Source organism: Sphingobium sp. VMM (assembly GCF_056790315.1).
In genome coordinates this window covers 160,468-176,479 of the sequence record NZ_JBXGSI010000004.1, presented here as the reverse complement: position 1 = coordinate 176,479, position 16,012 = coordinate 160,468, and the positions used below count along the sequence as shown (strand labels likewise).

Sequence of the window (16,012 nt, the reverse complement as noted above, 5' to 3'; positions counted from 1 at the left end):
TTTCGTGATTAATCGGAAATCTCGCCTTGATCTCGATTCCTTTAGTTGGCTGGCCGGGGGCAATTCCTGATCGGAGGCGTAGGTCGGGATCATGCAAGCGGTATGGCCAGTGGGTCCTCGCGGCCGATACGCTGGAGGGCCGCACCTGCTTTCTGCTCGAAACGCTCGACGCTGTTGGTGATATGATCGGATACGAGAGCGTTCCCAGCTTTGTGACAATGTTCCGCAAGGCCCTCGGCAATGCGCCTGGCCGACATATGGCGCAGCGCCATTCTTGGGCTGCAAGCTGAATGGCGTGGTCGCTCAGTCATCGACGAGGTGGCATGGTCGCGAAGCGCGACCATGCCACGGATCATTATCAGGCCAGTTCTTCCAGCAGTGAGGCAAGGCTGCTGACACCAGCAGCACCGAGCGGCTGAACGGGCTCGCGCGGCGCGCCAACCGGCAGTCCCTTGATGCCCACGTGCGGGAGCTTCAGGCGGAACTTCTTCATTGCCCTGCTGACCAAAGTCACAGCTTTTCCTTGGTTGAAGCGTCCGACGAAGCCGGAACGTTTCACCCCTAAATGTTAGTCCGCGGAGCGCTCGTGCTATTTAATGCGCCGTTGAAGCCTGGCTGGTTGCTACTTAACGGTAGCGCACCGAAAAATCGTCAAGTCGGAGAACGGCGTGAAAGCTGGGAGCCATCATCACACTGCTGGAAGTGTCAGCGCTCGATCCCGGCAATGACCTAGCCCGGCTTATTCATCGGGCTTGGTCAGAAGGATTGGCGGGAGTGGTGTAAGCGATTGCTTTGGTGTAGGAAAATGGGTGTCTAGACCAGTCCTGCAGCGAGGCAATTTATGCCACGGGCCACACCCGCCGGGAGCGATGATAGCGCGCCGGGATTTTCGTTTCCAGCGATCGGGCGCAAGAAAATCACAGCCGCGTTCGACGGAGGTCGGCTCACCTCGGATGGCGGTGTTCTGCTGCTGGCACAGGCCGAGCGCGCGATGGGGCTTTGCCGGCGGCTTGCGGCTTGCATTGCCGATCCGCGGGACCCTGTGCGGGTGATCCATCGCCTTGATGACATTCTGCGTGCCCGCGTGTTCGCGATCGCGTGCGGCTACGAGGACGCCGATGATCTCGACGCTCTGCGTGACGATCCGGGCTTCCGCCTGGCGCTGGACAAGCTGCCGGGATCGGGCGCGGGGCTGGCCAGCCAGCCGACGATGAGCCGGTGGGAAAATGCGCCGACCACACGCGAGCTGGCCAGGATGATGGCCGCGATGATCGACATCTACTGCATCAGCTACCCCGCCGCGCCGGCGGCGGTGACGCTGGATATCGATGACACCTGTGACGTTGTTCATGGCTATCAGCAGCTCTCCTTCTGGAACGGGCATCATGGCGAGCGCTGCTTCCTGCCGATCCATGTCTACGACACTGCCACCGGCCGACCGGTGGCGATGCTACTGCGCACCGGCAAGACACCGTCGGGCGCCGAAGCTGCCGGCCACATCCGGCGCCTGGTGCGCCATCTGCGCCGGCACTGGCCAGAAACGCACATCACCATCCGCGGCGACGGGCACTATGGCCGGCCCGAGGTCATGGCCTTCTGCGAGGCGGCCGGCGTCGATTACGTGTTCGGCCTGCCAACCAACGCCGCGCTGCGTGCTGATCCCGAAATCGTCGCTGCCGCCGATGCCTGCGCGGTTAAGCGGGCTCAGCGCCAATATCCGGTCCTGCGCAACTATGCCGAGACCCGCTACGGCGCGAAGAGCTGGAAGTGCCAGCGCCGCGTCGTCGCCCGGATCGAGGCCAGCACGCTGGGCATGGACATCCGCTATGTCGTCACCTCGCTGGCCGAAGGTTCGGCTGAGCATATCTACGACACCCTCTACTGCGCTCGCGGCAACGCCGAGAACCTGATCAAGCGCCACAAGACCCAGCTTGCCAGCGATCGTACCTCGTGCCGATCTGCCAACGCCAACCAGATGCGCATCATCCTGCACACCGCCGCCTACTGGCTCGTGTGGCGCATCCAGCAGGAAATCCCGAAGGCTGCCGCGCTCGCCACCGCCGAGTTCGCAACGCTGCGCCTGCGGTTGCTCAAGGTCGCCGCCCGCGTCATCGAAACCGCTACGCGCATCCGCGTCGCCTTCGCGTCAGCCTGCCCCGATGCCAGCCTGTTCAGAACCCTTGCCACCGGCCTCCGGCCGGCACCCACATAACCAGCGCGGCAATGCCGCCGAAAGCCCGAGCCCTCGTCCTTCAACCTCGAAAAGCCCATCGATCCTGACGCGGTGAAAAAACCCGCCGGAGGAGCTTGCTCTGATCACCCGGCGACCGACAAACCATGCTCGGACCAACCCGGAGCGGAGGCCTCATGAATAGTGCGGGCTAGACGTCGAACGGCAATTTCCCACGGAGGCCACTGTCGGACCTGATCTCCTTGATCGCTCTCCACACCTGCTTTTTCGCCGGCTCGGGAATGGAGGCGATGTCGTTGCTCACCGACGTGAGGAAGGACATTCCTCCATCCCTCTTGGCAATAGTTCGGAGGATGCGTTCCGCATCTCCTGCCCTTGCGGCGGCAAACGCCACGTCTCGGGGTCGCCATCGCGAATGCAATGCGGCCTGCGCCAGCGCCCTGCGAGCGATCTTGCAGCGATCCCAATCGAGGAACATGAAAACGAATGAAAGGAATTCCGGCAGGCTCTCTTGCTGAAGCTCCCGATAGACAGGTGGGAAGACGGCCACCAGCAGCGCGGAGGCAGAAGGCCCGTGCTGCTCCATGACATAGGGCAGAAGGCGGGCCGAAGCGCGAACGTAGCCCCTGATGTTCACGGAAGCGGAATCCCAGAGCATTCGCGAAGCAGCCTCCGCAGCCTGGTATGTGATGTCCAAGGTGCGGCGAGCCATCACCATGTCCGTCAGCGCCTCGGGTTCGTTGACGAGACGCTTTCGGGTGACAGGAGCAGCGGCATCAAACAGCAGGAGATTTCGGCTCACGATGGGCGTGGCCAGATCGGCGGCGATCCCTACTCGGATTGCACGCTGAGCATCCACCTCAGCGCCCGTCCGATCGATCAGGGTGGCGAGTTGCTTGTCATACGATGGGTCTGCACCCTGAACGAGCGCTTCATAGAGGCACTTGGCTGCGAGGACACTGCCCCGCCGACCGGCGAGGTCCGGGAGGATTTCGATCACGAGCGTCAGGAGATCGCCCGCCGGCATGGGCACGGATTCTGCGATGCGGGCCAGAAGTTCAGTGGAACGCGCATCCGAACGGATGACAGCTATGACACGCCGCAGGTGACCGGCTCGGTCGAAGATGCGCTGCAACTCATCCTGCGACGCTTCTTGGAGTGTGTCGATAAGCAGCGCCGCACGACGTGGATCTGCAGCCGTGAAGGTGTCGAGGATCCAATCGACGTCAGATGGCGTCGGCTGCATCAGATCCTTCAGCATTGTGTAAATGATGTCCGAGTTTTTGGCCCGGACGACTATATCGAGCACGGAACGCGAGGCGCCGACCCTCCGTGCCGCCTGCACGATTACGTCGTTGAGCATTGGCCTTTGAAGCCCATTCGCCCGGAGAAGATGCTCGGCTTCGGAAACGACCTGCTCGGCGGTTGATTCCGAGAGACAATCGCTCAGCAGATCCGCGTGCCTATCGGCCACGAGGTGGGGCAGCATCCGCCGATGCGCCTGCGACCGTTCTTCTGCCGATGCATCGGCCATGCTATGCAACAGAGGCCGCTCAACGCCGGTTTCCATGCCAAGCGTCATGGGTATGAGTTCCGGCGTCGCCAGCAACGTCTTCAGAAGATTCCGTCCGGTGAGCTCCGCCAGCATGTGCGCGACCGGCTCGAACGGTACCGCATCTGAGAGACCCTGTGCGATTCCGCTCAGAAGGAAGTCGCCTCCTTCCTCCTCAAGCAAGGAGGGGATCGCGACGACTGCATCGCGTGGATGCCGGGCAGCGAAAGAGGCCGTAAGCGACCGGATCGACCGGGCCAATGACAGCTGCCAGCGGGTATTGCCCAACTTGGAGATCAGCACCTGCAGGAATCGCCAGGCTTCGGCGGGTGGGAAGTTCGAGACCGCCGCCTGCGCCGCGCGCGCGAATGTCGGTGTCAGGCCAGCGACGAGATCCGCCCGCCTTGAGGATCGCGTGTTGGCGATATCGAGTAGACCGAGTGCCGCATGGGGCTCGGCGTCGACCTTGCGGGAAAGCTCCTCCCACAGCATGGAGAGGCGCAGGGACTGAACGCTTCCCTCATCGTCGCCGGCCATCTCTCCGAACACATCGAGTTCGGAGAATGAAGGGTGGGGTGCTCGGAACACCGCGTCCACGATCCTTGACGCCCACGGATGCCGTGCGGAGCCCGGCCTGCTGCCGTCAATGCGCCGCCCCTTCCAATCGGAAAAGTTAGGACGGGCATCGATCGGCGCGAAGACGAGATCGAAGCTCTTCTTCGCTATGGTTCGAGGGGAATTGCAGAAGGTCGAGATAGTGTAGCGACGCCTCATCGAAGGCCAGATGGCCGTGAGGATGCGAAGCGCTATGGTGTCCGGAGAAGTGGCACCGAAGACTGCGACCGCAGGGGAATCCTCGAGAAACAGCGCCTCCAGCAGTTCGATGCCGGCGCCGTCCACCGGAGGAAGTGGACGGCCTTTCGGCGCTTCGACCGACAGCCTCTTGCAGGGAGCAGTTGCCCCAACCTCGGTAACGACCACTGACAGCGTCCACGGGTCCACATCGGACATCCACTCCGCCATGGGAATGACTAGCGATCGCGTCCGGACACATCCGGCGCGCGGAGCCTCCCGATCCTGCCATGTCCTGGCGAGCACGTAATGCGTTCCGCTCGGTAGGGGGTAGCAGGTGAGATACGGCGCGAACTTCTCTCCCGGCGCGAGGGGGCCCGCCAGATCCGACAGGCGGTCGACCAGATCCTGATCTCGCGGAGGCAGCCGGATGGTGCCGGACAAAAGTTCATGTCCTTGCCGATATCCGTGAAGTTGCTGCTCGATGATCACTGCCGCCTCAGTTGCCGAGAGCCCAGGCGAGTGGCAGCGTGACATCTCCATCCTCAACCATCACGCCGTCGCGCATGACCGCGGTGTATCCGACATCAGAGAGATCACGTCCCTTCAACGAATCCCTGAAGGGCTTGTTCGGCGTTCCCCGAAGATTCCCGCCGACGATGGACATGCCGAACACGTCTATGTCGAGGCGGCCGGGCGTCCTTATCCTACCCGCGAACATGGGGAACTGGTCCTCGAGATACTTCATGGGACCGGCTCTCTTCGCCTTCGGGTCGAGCATATCCCATGCGGTTATGACAATCGCCACCCGCGGCTTCCCACCATCGGCTCGGTCAGACAGCAGGAGCGAGAGATAGCGGACGAGTTCGCAGAAGCCCACCTGCGCTGGCAGGACATCGCGCTTTTGCACCACATCCGGTACATCCATTCCTTCACCGGTATCGACCGTGGACACCGCGTCCGGCAGGTCGACGACGATCGTCTCGACCTCGTCGGTTTCGGCTACCTCTCCCACCACAGGTGCAGCGGGGTTTGCGATTGGTTCGCCATCCTCATCCTCGTCATCGCCGTAGTCGTCGTCATCTTCGTCGAGATCGTCATCGTCCTCTTCTTCGTGCCCCTGGAGGAGGTCGCGCGCAGTGACCCAGTTCATGGGCTGATGGTTGAACTTGGAATGCGCGCCGATGAACAGGATGGCCGACGAGGATGCCTGAAGGGCGTCCATCCAATCCTGCGGCAATTCATAGGACTTGATCGCCCTAGACCAAAGCTCGCCGGTGATGTCGGGCACGGTCAGATCGCGCGGTGGCCCGGCGCCCTCATCCCCACGCACGGTGATGGTGAAGTCGCGCCTTCCGCTCTCCTCCATGTTCTTGTCGCTTCTAGGAGCGAATTTGCGCGCATGGAGATGGGCGACTGCCTGATTCACATACTCGATGTTGTCGGGCAGTTGCGGCGCGCGCAGCTTGCCCTTCTTGGCAGCGAAGGCCAGCCACAGCCGAGCGATGTAGTTGGTTTTTCCCGAGGCCGGTCCGCCCACTAGGATTATGGAGCCCTTGTTCATGCGTCCCTCCGGTATGAAGCGAGCTTGCGATCCTCGGCGCTGCGGTCGGAGACCGGCCAGAAGTCAGGCGGCGGCGGCCCCGCCGTCAAAGTCCTGCTGAAGAGATCCGCCACACCATGCCCAGGCTCCATGTCCTCATCCCATGAGAATGAGGCTATCGGGGCCACATCGACCTCGAAGCCGAAACTCCTTCCGCATTCGCGCAGAGTGTCGGTCTCCGCCTGCGGGAACGCGATCTTGTCCTGCCAAGTGGGCACGATCATCAGTCTTGGGCGGCTGCCATCCAACATGTCCGCCAGTCGTTCGATCAGCAGCTTCGCTCTGTATCGAGCACGCGTGACGCGGGCGGCATTGGCGAATTGCCGGCCATCCACCATCATCCAGATGACGCTCGACGATTTCAGGAATTCGAACCGTTCAGCGTCGTTGCGGTCAATCAGCGCGCGCGACCATTCCCCCGGAAGATCGGGAAGGAGCATGTCGAATATGCGATCATCGGCATCGCGACGGAGCCGCAGGTGAAGGAAGCCCGCCTCCCGGTCGTTCGATAGGGTGGTGTGGACCGTGATCTGCTCCGGGGGATTTCCCTTCTGCCAAATCCGGCTGGCGCGCGTGATTTCCTCGAACGCGCGAAGCGTATCGCTGTCAGCGTAGGAGAAGCCGTCGAACACGCCGTTCGAAAGGAGAAGGTAGGCGCTGACCAGCGCTGCGGTCTTGCCCGCGCCAGCGAGGCCTACGATCCCGACCAGACACGCCGGCCTGTTCTCCATGATGGCGTTCACCTGGGTGATGCCCAATGTGCGGCTCGCCGGCAGACTGCGCATCCCGTCGTCGGGCGCGGTGAGCACCGGCATGCCGACACCTCCATATCCCTGGGCGGTGTCCAACACGGGGGTTTCCTCCTCGGCGTCCTCGATGCCCGGCTCGTCCTCGGCGACATCATCATCGTCGCCGTCGATGACGGGGCGGTTCTCGCATTCCTCAGGCGGATTGCCGAGGACGCACGTGTTGGTGGCACTGAAGGTGCAGCTGGAGTTTTGACACGGGCCGCGCATCACGCGGCTCCGGCCTGACGGCCTTCCATGGCTATGATCGACGCTTCGAGGAGTGCCCTGGCGCCCCAATCCCTTGCGTCGAGTTCGATCTCGCAGGCGCTCGCGGCATCACCCGATGCCAGAGTGGCGATCAGCGGGAAGACGGCAGGGAGGGTGACAGGCCATGTGCCCTCATGATGCTTCGCCAGCGTCGTCCGCTCCGCCGCAAGCGCCGTCAGGAGCGCGGCCAAGGAAACGAGATCGGTCGGCTCGACCGTCCTAAGGACGGCATGGCGGAATCCGTCGCCTGGCAGCCGCCGCAAGAGCGTGGCACCTTCCAGCCCCGAAGCGATGGCGCGGCAGAGGGGCTTCGCTCCCGTGAGCGGGCCACTGAGCAGTTCGCTGTACTCGCTCAAAACCCACCAGAGGAAATCCAGCTCCTCGCGATCGAGATCCTGATTCTCCTTCAGAGCCTTGATCACCGGAGCCGTGGCCTTCCTGTAGGCGGCATTGGCGCGCGAGCCGCCGACATCGCTCTCAGCTATGGTGAGCGTCCCAACATCCGGAACGTCCTGACGCAGCCGGGCGGCTTTCGCGACAGCGTGCACGCGCGACCTGCAGGCCTCGATCACATCCTTGCGCAGTTCCTCCATCTTGGCATGCTCGAGCTGATTCTGGAATGTGAGCGCAGACCAGAGCGAGGCCGCCAACGCATCGGCCGCGGTCCAGCCGTCGGCGCTCTTGACCGGGTCCTGAACCAATGCGAGCGCGGCGACCGCCAGGCAGATCACCGCCTGCTGTTCGCTGCCCTTGAGAACGAATGCGGCGCTCCGGTCGCTGATAGCCTTTTCCGCTTTGGGCGCGAGAAGGTCGCTCAACTCTGCACCACCGAAGCCTTGGGCAATGGTGGAGGCCGCCTCGATGGCCTGCCTGGTGGTCAGTTTCGACAGGTCCAACTTCAGGGCGTCCACGGCACCGTTTCGCGCCTGAACGTCGTCGTTGGTCGGCTCGGCCCAAATGATCGAAGCGTATTTGGCCATCTTGCTCATGCGGTCTCCCCCTTGCCTTCATTCTCCGCCGCGACGAGCATCCGCTCGATCTCTCCGGCGTTGCCCTGTTTGACTGCCCTGCGGAACAGCCGCCTTTCCGTCTCGTGATCCATTCGCCCTTTGGCGTTGCGAATGATGCCGAAGGAGACGAACGCCTCCCGCCTCTCAGCGTCATTCAGCACCTGGAAGAACCTGATCTGCAGATCCCGCGTGCCCTGCGTTGGTTCAGGTTCAGCAACGATCGGATCGATGGGTTCGACGGGCTCGATCTCCTGATCGTCCACGATCTTGTCCTCCGCCACGGCATGTGATCCGTCGCCTTCACCAGCGTGCTGCACTGCCTCCGCGTCATGGCAGGGAGACGAGGGCTCCTCCACCAGTTCAGCCGTGGCAAGATCCGCATCAACGAGCACCGCTCCTGCGGTGGGCGACTTCCTGAAATTCGGGGAGGCGAGGACCTGCCGTTCGTCATGCCCCTCCATGAAATCGTCATCGCGCTTGAAGCGCGCCATCCCCTCGTCCCAGGTGCGAGGGTTGATGGTCACGGCCAAGGCGTCCTGCGCCTCGTCCCATTCGAACGCCAGGATGTTGTATTTGTAAGTGAATGCATCGCCGACCTCGTCCGGAGCCGTCGCACCCGCGGCGAGCATCATGAGGTCGCGACCCTCCTCGACCTTGTGAACATCCAGGTTCGGGAAATGCTCATGGCCTGATATGAACACACGGGCGCGTCCGCGCAGAAAGCCACGGGCCTTCTCGGAATCCTGGAACCAGCTCAGGGGGTGGTGCGACAGGACGACGAGCTCAACGCCATCCTCCTCCGCGTAGATGCGCTGCCGCGCGCCGAATAACAGTTTGCCCTTGTCGTCCTTTTTGGAACAGGCGATCGCGGAGTTGAGGCGGACGAAGCGGATCGCCCGACCCTTGGCCAGATCGAGCTTCGCGCTCTTCGACACACCGCCATTCAGATCGAGGTCGGACCTGTAGTCCAGAGCGAAACCCTTGTAGGCATCGAACCTTTTATACAGCGTCTTGCAGTCTTCGGGGTGGTCGAGATGACGATCGAGCCAGTACTCCCCGCCCGCATGGAATGCGAACAGGACCGTCTCCAACGTGTTGGTGATCGCGTTCCGGTCTATGTCGTGGTTGCCCGGGACCATCTGGACGTCGGTCCTCTCGCAGCCGATCGCATCGGTCAGCTGCGCGAGCCACTGCCCAGCTGAGGCATACTGATCTTCCTGGGCAGAATAGGCGATGTCCCCAGTGACGATAACACCCGCGGACTTGCCGCCGAGCTTCTTCACCTCAGCCCCGGCATCCTCGATCAGGCACCGCTTCGCCTCGTCATTTGACGCAGAACTGCCGCCATCCTTCTCTTGGCCGAAGTGAATATCGGACACGTGAACGAAAATCGCCTTCAAAACTGCCCCCAGACGTAGTTGACGCTGCGAAATTCGCACATCCTTTGGGTTTATAGGTTCGACGTCGCCTTCGCGCCAGTGTCGGTGGACCAACAACTTCATCTGATCCAACCCTAAAGGCGGCAACCCTCGCCAATGGCGCGAGCGTCATCATGCCGCGTGTTCTGATGGCGGTCCGGCTTACCGAAGGAGAAGTTGCGATGAAGCGGTCCAGCACCGGAATAAATTTAGTCACGGCGGCCGATCTCAGTGTTGCGGGTCGCTCAAGGCAATTTGCGACCGAATCCTTGGCGAATAGCGCTTGCCTCTTGGAATGACGGGTCTTGGGACAAAACGGTCGTTCGCGAGCCGGGCCGGGAATGGCAGGTCCCCATCTAACACCTGCCATTCCTGAAGCCCTGATGATCGTTCCCGGGATGCGCGGGACTGGCCGAGAAGAGACTGGCAGGTTTGTGGCGGGCAGCCCAAGATGGTTGCCATCAGATGCGGCTGCTGGAAATCACCTCAGTCTGTCCGCAATTTGCATCGCTGCAACCGTGATTTTCTGGATCAATCAATGAAATCTGAGCCTAAATGTTGTGACGACGGACAAACATCCACATAGATCGGATTGCCAACAAGGAGCAGACGACCATCACTTGTGCGAACGTTTGCGCTGATCCAGTGTTGTGCGCCGTCGGACACCCAGTCAAACACATTTTCGCGACGATCCTGATTGACTCGAAGCTGATGTTTCTGACCATCGATAAGCAGATCGATGATGCCGGCCGATACGCCCTTAACAGAGATTACCAGCCTCACCGACGCTCCCCTGCAGGCAAACAATGTGCCGCCCATGGCGATCTTGTTGCTTTCGCTCTCCGCCCAAATATCGATCATCCGGTTGCGCGTCCCGTCAATGTCGACAAATGCCCTGCCGGATCGAATGCCGTCGATAAATCCCTGTGTCGACAGGTTGCGCATATAGATGACGGTGGTCGGCGTTCCGATGGCTCCAGGCTTATCGGCAGGAATGTCGGCATTGTGATTGTCGCTGCCACCGATCGCCGTGACGTGCTGGCCGCTGTCGAGCAGCTTGCGCCACAGGCCGAGCCCCTGCAGCGGACTTTCTGCCGATCCGGTTTCCGCCATCGTGCCGCCGTTCACCACCTCGACCGCCTGCACCGTGCCGGGGGGCAGGTCGGCGATGCGCCAGCCACAGCCCATGCAGATCTCGCCCGAGGGCGCGCCGGCATGGTTGAGCGAGACGATGCCGCCCTGCGCCTTCACCGCGTCCATCCATTTGGCCGCTTCGGCATAGGTGGATGCGAGCGTGCGGAAATCGAGAAAGTCGGTCGGGCCGAACACATTGCTATGGCCGAAGAAGGTCGTGACCTCCCGCCCCGGCAGCAGCAGCATCCTGTCGAACGCGCCCTGCAACCCGCGCAGGGCATCGAAATGCGCGGTTGTATTATGGTCGGTGAGCGCGATGAAATCGAGGCCGCGCGCTGCCGCTGCCTCGACCGTGCGATAGACCGGGCATGGTACCTTCTCGCCCTTTTGCGACAGGCATTTGCCGTCGCTGTTGCCGCTGTGCATGTGCAGATCGCCGCGATACCAGCCCGGCGCAGGGTTGAGCGGGGCGTCCTCGAACGCCGTCACCGCCGGAGCGCGATCGATGAAGATGCGGGCCTCGAACGGCGCCTGCGCGCCTTCACGGATATTTGGGACGCCAAGGATCAGGTTCCAGCGCCCGGCCGGCAACGGCCCCGGAAGATAGCCCGGCGTGGCATCCTCGGTACTCAAGGTCATATGGTCGCGCGACCCGCCGCTCCATCCGCGAAACCGCTCAGGGTCGGCAAGGCCCAGGTCGATGACCGATTTCTTGTCCTTGCCGCCATAGCTGAAACGGATGGTGACGCGCGTGACGCCCGCCGGCAGATCGAAGGGAACCTGCCGATACTGCTCATAGTCCGATCGGGTGATCGTGCCGGTGAGCGTCTGATAGGGGACCGCTTCCTTTGCCGCCTCGGCCGTGGCCGGTTCCGGCGCTCCGGCCCATGCAGGCACGGACAGCGACAGAGCAAGAGCGAAGGCGGCGAGCGATGCGATCCCCTTCCTCATGATCAGAACTTGTACATGAGGGCGGCGCGGAAGTTCCGGCCGATCAGCGGACGCGCGATGAAGGTGTTCGCGCCGGCATCGGCATTCTGCACTTCGCCCGCGCGCGGATTGCCTTCGGTCAGGCCCAGCGAGTTGGTGAGATTGTCGACATAGCCATAGAGCGACAGGCTTTCGGTCAGCTGCGCGCGGGCGCTGAGATTGATCGCGGAATAGCCCGGCAGGCGCACCGAGTTGGCCGTGTCGACGAAGCGCGGCCCCTGATATTCATAGGCGGCCTGGATGCGCAGCCGATCGTCGAGCAGGTTGACTGCGGGCACGACGCGCACGCTGACGGTCGGCACGCGGATCAGGCGGTTGCCGTCATAGTCGTTCACGCGCTGTGCCGAGTCCGTATAGACCAGCCCCTTATACTTCGGGTCCTGCAGGGTCAGCGTGGCCGACATGTCGAAGAAGCGCGCCGGACGCACCGTGCCTTCCAGTTCGACGCCGAAGGTCTGCGTATTGGCGAACAGTGCCTCGGTCCGCGACGCGCCGGTGTTGATGTCGAACCGGTAATTGGTGAAGCCGACATTGTTGTACTTGGTCCAGAAGCCGGTGGCATATACGTCGAAGAACCGGCTGTTATACTTCAGGCCAGCCTCGCCCAGGTGCATGGTCTGGGTGATCGGCGTCGCGGTCGGGCTGGTGATATAATTGCCGAGACCAGGCATGCGGTTGGCATAAGTGTAGCGCGCGAACATGCCGGCGCGATCGGTGAACTGATAGTTCGCGCCCGCCGTCGCCGTCGCATGCTTAAAGGTCCGGTCATAATTGGCGGTGAGGCCGCTGCCGGTGATGATCGACGAGGTCGAGGGCGTGCCCAGATTGACCGTCTGCTTGAGCGCCACGGATCCGCGTGCGTTCATGCTTTCCCAGCGGACGCCGCCGTCCAGCCGGAATTTCGGCGTGATCTGCCATTCGTCGGTGAGATAGAGGGCGTGCGTCGTCTGCTCGCCATGCGCGTCCTCCCACTCATAGCCATATTTGTAGATGCCGTTGGTGTCGGAGAAGCTGCGCACCACAGAGCCCGCCGCGTTGACCGCAACGAGGCTGAGCAGTCGGGCATTGTCCTGAACGTCGAGCAGCGCGGTGGAGGAATAGCGGCTGAAATACTGGTCGATCGTCGCGAAATAATAGCCGAAGGTGACGTCGTGCGTAGTCGATCCCATTTCGAAGCGATGGGCAATGCGCGTGTCGCTCATGAACTCCTTCACCGGCATTGTGATACCGCGCAGGCCGCCGTTGATGATCAGGCCGTTGCCGTTCTGGTTGGCAGTGTCGAAGACTTGGCCTCCATTGGTGTAGCGCAGCTGCAGCGCGGTCGCGCCGGGCGCCTGGGCCAGCAGGCCGGCATTGGCGGTCAGCAGGCTCGCGGCGCTCTGCAGGCTGTTGGGATACACGCCGTTGCGGCGCGTCGTCGTGTCGTTGTAGCGCGAGGTGTTGGTGATCTTCCAGCCGTCCATCGGCTCGATCTCGAAATTGGTGGTGATCTGCGTGCGCTTGATCTGCGTGCCGACGGTGTTGTCGAAATCATAGATGCTGCCATCGCCCTGACGCATCTTGATATGCGCCGTCTCCGGCCCGGCGACCGTGCCCTTGTGCCCGTCGAAACCGGGAACCGCGCGGATATCGCCATCAGGATAGGTCCGCATCGGAATGCCGGTGTAGAAGGCGACGATATCGTCCACGCGCTTCACGTCGACGCTGAACTTCGCATTCTCCCACTCGCGCGAGACGGTGGCGCGGATCTGGCCGCCCTTGTTCGCGGTGAAGCCGGGATCGCGCACACCGCCCTCCGAGCGGTAGAAGCCGCCGACCGCGACCTTCCAGTCGCCCACCGGCGCACCGATCCAGAAGTCGGCGCGATAGAGGCTGTCCGCGCCGAGCGTCACCTTGACAAGACCCTCGGCCCAGTCGCCGACCTTGCGCGGAATGAAGTTGATCGCGCCTGCGGGTGCGTTGGAATAGAAGAGCGAGGACGGGCCGCCGCGCACCACTTCGATGCGTTCGATCGTCTCGTCGATGCGGAATGCCTGGTCCGCGTTGAGATAGCCGAGCGCGGGATCATGCTGGACCGGGATGCCGTCTTCCAGAAGCTGGACCGAGCCGAAGCCGTCGACCGGTACGCCACGAGCGCGGACGTTGCCCGACGCTTCGCCGCCCGACGCCTCAACCCAGAAGCCGGGCACGGATTTCAGCGCTTCAGTAACGCTGGTCGGGGCTTGGAGGCGCAGATTTTCCTCGTTGATGTTGGTGACCGAATAGCTGGTTTCCGCCTTGGTCCGCACATCGGTGCCCGCGCGGCCGGTAACGATGATGTCGTCGATATTGCCGCCCTGCGTATCGACGGCATTGTCGGCGGGGGCCGGCTCCTGCGCCAATGCGGGCGTTGCGCCAGCGCACAATAAAGCGATGAGCGATGTGGTGATGCGCAAAGATTTCATGGTCGATGTCCCCTTCATGTCCGTTCCTGAAAGTCCCGGCGCAGGCGCAGCGGTCCCCGTTGCCGGAAGCGTGTCGCGCTGCCGGCATGGGCGAATGGCCATGCGTTGAACTGTCGGGGCGCAGACGGTGGAGGGGAGCACCGCCGCTACTCCACCCGAAAATATTTTTCCCGATGGCGGCGAATCGTCCTGCCCGGTCCAGTGTCAACCGAATGTAACAACCGCGCCCTAGGTGACGCGCTCCACCCGCCGATTCCGATGGAGCGCATCGAGAAATGTCCATGCTTCGCGACATCGACATCTGGTTTGCCGACCATGTCTTCGTCTTCCACCAGGAGCATCGCCGCTATGCGCTGAGCCTCGTGCGCCAGCAGGAGGAAGCGGAGGAACTGGTCCAGGAAGCCTATGCCCGGCTGTTCGCACTGGAAAAATGGGCGGCCATCGCCAGCCCGCACGCCTTCACCATACGCATCATCCGCAACCTGGCCATCGAGCGGTTCCGGCGCGCCGACGTGGTGCGGATCGACCAGGGCGCCGTGCTGCTGTCGCTGGAGATCGCGGATCAGGAGCCGACACCCGACGTGGTTGCGATGGATCGATCGGAACTGAACCATATCGCCCGGGTCATGCAGGACATGCCGCCCCGGATGCGTGAGGCGCTGTATCTGCGGAGAATTGAAGGACTTTCTCCGGCGCTTGTAGCGGAGAAGATGAATATTTCCGTCTCCACCGTGGAAACCCATCTGGTCAGAGCCCTCCGCCTGTTGGTAGAGCGGCGGAATCAGGCGGACAGACCGGCGAAGGCGGAGCAGGCACCTCAATGCGAGAGCAGGAACAGGTTGGAACAGGTCTGAGCGACGAGGCCATTCAATGGCTGATCGCGCTCGACTGTGGTTCCGCCGACACCGAAGCATTTGAAGCCTGGCGCAGCGCGGACCCGCGCCATACAGCTGCCTTCGCGCAAGTTGCGGCGACGTGGCGGCGGACGACCGATCCGCGCCTGCCCGCGATGCTGGACCCAGTCTCGCTGGAAGAGACAGAAGCGGAGGAAGAGATCGTGCCCGCACCCTCCGCGATGCTGTCGCGCCGCGCGGTCGCGGGCGGCGTCGCCGGGCTGCTGGCCGTGGGCGGAGCCGGAACCTTCCTCGCCTGGCCGCGCCGGGCCTATGCCGAAACGGCGGTGGGCGAGCGGCGCATCCTGCGCCTGCAGAATGGCAGTCAGGCGATGCTCAACACCGATACGCGCGTGGCGTGGCGGTTCGACGATGACAGGCGCGATTTCTGGATCGAGCGCGGGGAAGCGACCCTTCTGGTGAAGGACGCCGAAAAGCCCTTTCGCCTCTACAGCGATCCGATCGACGGGCGGCTGAGCGGCGGCAAGTTCAGCCTGCGGATCGATCCGGCGCTCGCGCGGCTGCTGGTGCTCTCGGGACAGGCGGCGACGATCACGCGCGGCACATCGGCTCAGACTGTGAATGCCGGCAGCATGCTCGCCGTCAGCAATGCCGACGTGCATGTCGAAGCGCTGTCGCCCGAAGCACTGTCGCGCGCGACGGCCTGGGAGCGGGGCGAGATCATGTTCCAGGGCATGGCGCTCGACCAGGCGATCAGCGAGTTCAACCGCTATCTCAAGGTCAAGCTGGTCGTGCAGGATCAGGGGCTGGGCGCGACACGCCTCGGCGGCACCTTCCGCACCGCCGATCCGCAATCCTTCCTCACAGCGCTGCAGGACGGCTTCGGCATCGGTCACCGCAGGGAAGGAGACAGGATGATGCTGTTCCGGACAGGCGGAAACCGGGGCGCTTTCCGCGCCTGACACGAAG

General features: G+C 62.8%; 12 protein-coding genes. 3 read left to right on the top strand and 9 right to left on the bottom strand.

Going from position 1 to position 16,012, the window contains the following annotated elements; all coding sequences use genetic code 11:
- Positions 1–89: 89 nt before the first annotated feature.
- Both ACUCV3_RS07255 and ACUCV3_RS07250 read right to left on the bottom strand, forming a co-directional pair.
- Complete coding sequence (locus ACUCV3_RS07255; protein WP_170319008.1) at positions 90–344, bottom strand: hypothetical protein; 255 nt, start codon at positions 342–344, stop codon at positions 90–92.
- A gap of 14 nt (positions 345–358) precedes the next feature.
- Positions 359–559: a hypothetical protein gene (locus ACUCV3_RS07250; RefSeq protein ID WP_482240469.1), complete on the bottom strand. Its 201-nt coding sequence runs from the start codon at positions 557–559 to the stop codon at positions 359–361.
- Positions 560–841: 282 nt separating this feature from the next.
- Between ACUCV3_RS07250 and ACUCV3_RS07245 the strand changes: the two genes are divergently transcribed.
- Positions 842–2,212: an IS1380 family transposase gene (locus tag ACUCV3_RS07245; protein ID WP_482240468.1), complete on the top strand. Its 1,371-nt coding sequence runs from the start codon at positions 842–844 to the stop codon at positions 2,210–2,212.
- Between the two features lie 169 nt (positions 2,213–2,381).
- On the opposite strand, the gene ACUCV3_RS07240 is transcribed toward ACUCV3_RS07245, so the two are convergent.
- The 7 genes from ACUCV3_RS07240 to ACUCV3_RS07210 all read right to left on the bottom strand — a co-directional run bounded on the left by ACUCV3_RS07240 (position 2,382) and on the right by ACUCV3_RS07210 (position 14,189).
- Positions 2,382–5,027, bottom strand: a complete 2,646-nt coding sequence (locus tag ACUCV3_RS07240; protein WP_138984406.1) for a GAP1-N1 domain-containing protein — start codon at positions 5,025–5,027, stop codon at positions 2,382–2,384.
- 7 nt (positions 5,028–5,034) lie between these two features.
- The gene (locus ACUCV3_RS07235) at positions 5,035–6,099 is read right to left on the bottom strand and encodes a TRAFAC clade GTPase domain-containing protein (protein ID WP_010335848.1); all 1,065 of its coding nucleotides are present in this window, start codon (positions 6,097–6,099) and stop codon (positions 5,035–5,037) included.
- A complete protein-coding gene (locus ACUCV3_RS07230) occupies positions 6,096–7,154 on the bottom strand; it encodes a TRAFAC clade GTPase domain-containing protein (protein WP_010335849.1) in 1,059 nt (352 codons plus the stop codon). The genes ACUCV3_RS07235 and ACUCV3_RS07230 overlap by 4 nt, the downstream gene beginning before the upstream one ends.
- Positions 7,154–8,182, bottom strand: coding sequence for a GTPase-associated system all-helical protein GASH (locus tag ACUCV3_RS07225; RefSeq protein WP_010335850.1), 1,029 nt, complete (start codon positions 8,180–8,182; stop codon positions 7,154–7,156). Before ACUCV3_RS07225 ends, ACUCV3_RS07230 begins: the two co-directional genes overlap by 1 nt.
- Positions 8,179–9,705, bottom strand: a complete 1,527-nt coding sequence (locus ACUCV3_RS07220) for a metallophosphoesterase (RefSeq protein WP_010335851.1) — start codon at positions 9,703–9,705, stop codon at positions 8,179–8,181. Before ACUCV3_RS07220 ends, ACUCV3_RS07225 begins: the two co-directional genes overlap by 4 nt.
- 447 nt (positions 9,706–10,152) lie before the next feature.
- Positions 10,153–11,706, bottom strand: coding sequence for a CehA/McbA family metallohydrolase (locus ACUCV3_RS07215; RefSeq protein WP_010335852.1), 1,554 nt, complete (start codon positions 11,704–11,706; stop codon positions 10,153–10,155).
- A 2-nt stretch (positions 11,707–11,708) separates the two neighbouring features.
- Complete coding sequence (locus ACUCV3_RS07210; RefSeq protein ID WP_029547435.1) at positions 11,709–14,189, bottom strand: TonB-dependent receptor; 2,481 nt, start codon at positions 14,187–14,189, stop codon at positions 11,709–11,711.
- Between the two features lie 275 nt (positions 14,190–14,464).
- Here ACUCV3_RS07210 and ACUCV3_RS07205 point away from each other — a divergent pair, with 275 nt between their 5' ends.
- Both ACUCV3_RS07205 and ACUCV3_RS07200 read left to right on the top strand, forming a co-directional pair.
- The gene (locus ACUCV3_RS07205) at positions 14,465–15,043 is read left to right on the top strand and encodes an RNA polymerase sigma factor (protein ID WP_010335854.1); all 579 of its coding nucleotides are present in this window, start codon (positions 14,465–14,467) and stop codon (positions 15,041–15,043) included.
- Positions 15,010–16,005, top strand: coding sequence for a FecR family protein (locus tag ACUCV3_RS07200; RefSeq protein ID WP_010335855.1), 996 nt, complete (start codon positions 15,010–15,012; stop codon positions 16,003–16,005). Before ACUCV3_RS07205 ends, ACUCV3_RS07200 begins: the two co-directional genes overlap by 34 nt.
- The last annotated feature ends 7 nt before the right edge of the window (positions 16,006–16,012 follow it).

Bases quoted from the DNA above. Each gene is read 5' to 3' on its own strand.
- ACUCV3_RS07255 (WP_170319008.1), bottom strand. From the start codon at position 344: ATGGTCGCGCTTCGCGACCATGCCACCTCGTCGATGACTGAGCGACCA.
- ACUCV3_RS07245 (WP_482240468.1), top strand. From the start codon at position 842: ATGCCACGGGCCACACCCGCCGGGAGCGATGATAGCGCGCCGGGATTT.
- ACUCV3_RS07235 (WP_010335848.1), bottom strand. From the start codon at position 6,099: ATGAACAAGGGCTCCATAATCCTAGTGGGCGGACCGGCCTCGGGAAAA.
- ACUCV3_RS07230 (WP_010335849.1), bottom strand. From the start codon at position 7,154: ATGCGCGGCCCGTGTCAAAACTCCAGCTGCACCTTCAGTGCCACCAAC.
- ACUCV3_RS07225 (WP_010335850.1), bottom strand. From the start codon at position 8,182: ATGAGCAAGATGGCCAAATACGCTTCGATCATTTGGGCCGAGCCGACC.
- ACUCV3_RS07220 (WP_010335851.1), bottom strand. From the start codon at position 9,705: ATGAAGTTGTTGGTCCACCGACACTGGCGCGAAGGCGACGTCGAACCT.
- ACUCV3_RS07215 (WP_010335852.1), bottom strand. From the start codon at position 11,706: ATGAGGAAGGGGATCGCATCGCTCGCCGCCTTCGCTCTTGCTCTGTCG.
- ACUCV3_RS07210 (WP_029547435.1), bottom strand. From the start codon at position 14,189: ATGAAATCTTTGCGCATCACCACATCGCTCATCGCTTTATTGTGCGCT.
- ACUCV3_RS07205 (WP_010335854.1), top strand. From the start codon at position 14,465: ATGTCCATGCTTCGCGACATCGACATCTGGTTTGCCGACCATGTCTTC.
- ACUCV3_RS07200 (WP_010335855.1), top strand. From the start codon at position 15,010: ATGCGAGAGCAGGAACAGGTTGGAACAGGTCTGAGCGACGAGGCCATT.